At 54.5% G+C, this 893-nt stretch carries 1 protein-coding gene; it reads right to left on the minus strand.

Features of this window, described 5'->3' with window-relative positions; all coding sequences use genetic code 11:
- Positions 1-834 (minus strand): glucose-1-phosphate thymidylyltransferase RfbA (gene rfbA, locus C8029_RS04270; RefSeq protein ID WP_152002336.1); only part of this gene is annotated, 834 nt, incomplete at its 3' end.
- Positions 835-893: the final 59 nt, after the last annotated feature.

Consider the following 893-nt stretch of genomic DNA (forward strand, 5'->3'; position numbering starts at 1 on the left):
TTTTTTGAAGGTTTCGGCATGTTTGCGCATTGTGTCATTGCTGATCCAGCCTTGCGTATAGGCGATTTCTTCGGGACAGCCGGATTGCATCCCTTGCCGCTTTGCAAGTGTGCGCACGAAATTGCCTGCGTCCAACAAAGAGCCGTGTGTGCCGGTGTCAAGCCAGGCATAGCCTCGACCCATACGCTCAACATTCAATGTCCCATCCGCGAGATAGGTTTCCAAAAGCGTGACGATTTCAACTTCACCGCGGTGCGAAGGTTTGACTTCTTTGGCGCGCCTCGGAGCGTCCCCATCAAGGAAATACAGACCCGTAACCGCGTAGTTTGACGGCGGCACCTCTGGTTTTTCGATGATCTCTTCCACGGTGCCATCCGCGTCGAATTTCACAACGCCGTAGCGCTCGGGATCAGCCACGTGATACCCAAACACGGTCCCGCCGGTGTCTTTGGCATCCGCGGCCTCAAGCATTTCCGGCAAACCGTGTCCAAAGAAAATATTGTCCCCCAACACCATTGCGGACGGGGCACCATCCAGAAACTCTTCGGCCAAAATATAGGCCTGAGCCAACCCATCGGGAGAGGGCTGTTCGATATAGGTGAAGGACAGGCCCCACTGAGATCCATCCCCCAAAAGGCGTTTGAATTGATCCTGATCGTGGGGCGTGGTGATGATCGCGATCTCCTGAATGCCTGCCAGCATCAACACGGACAGCGGGTAATAGATCATCGGTTTGTCATAGATAGGCATCAACTGTTTTGAGATGGCCATTGTCAAGGGATACAGGCGCGTGCCCGATCCGCCCGCAAGAATGATGCCTTTACGTTTACGCATGAGACTCGTTTACCTCGTTAATTGTGGTGCGCACGGCGGCGCGCCAATCCGGACGATCC

Origin of the sequence: Roseobacter sp. TSBP12 (genome assembly GCF_009129705.1) — a bacterium.
GTDB classification, from domain to species: Bacteria; Pseudomonadota; Alphaproteobacteria; order Rhodobacterales; family Rhodobacteraceae; genus Celeribacter; species Celeribacter baekdonensis_A.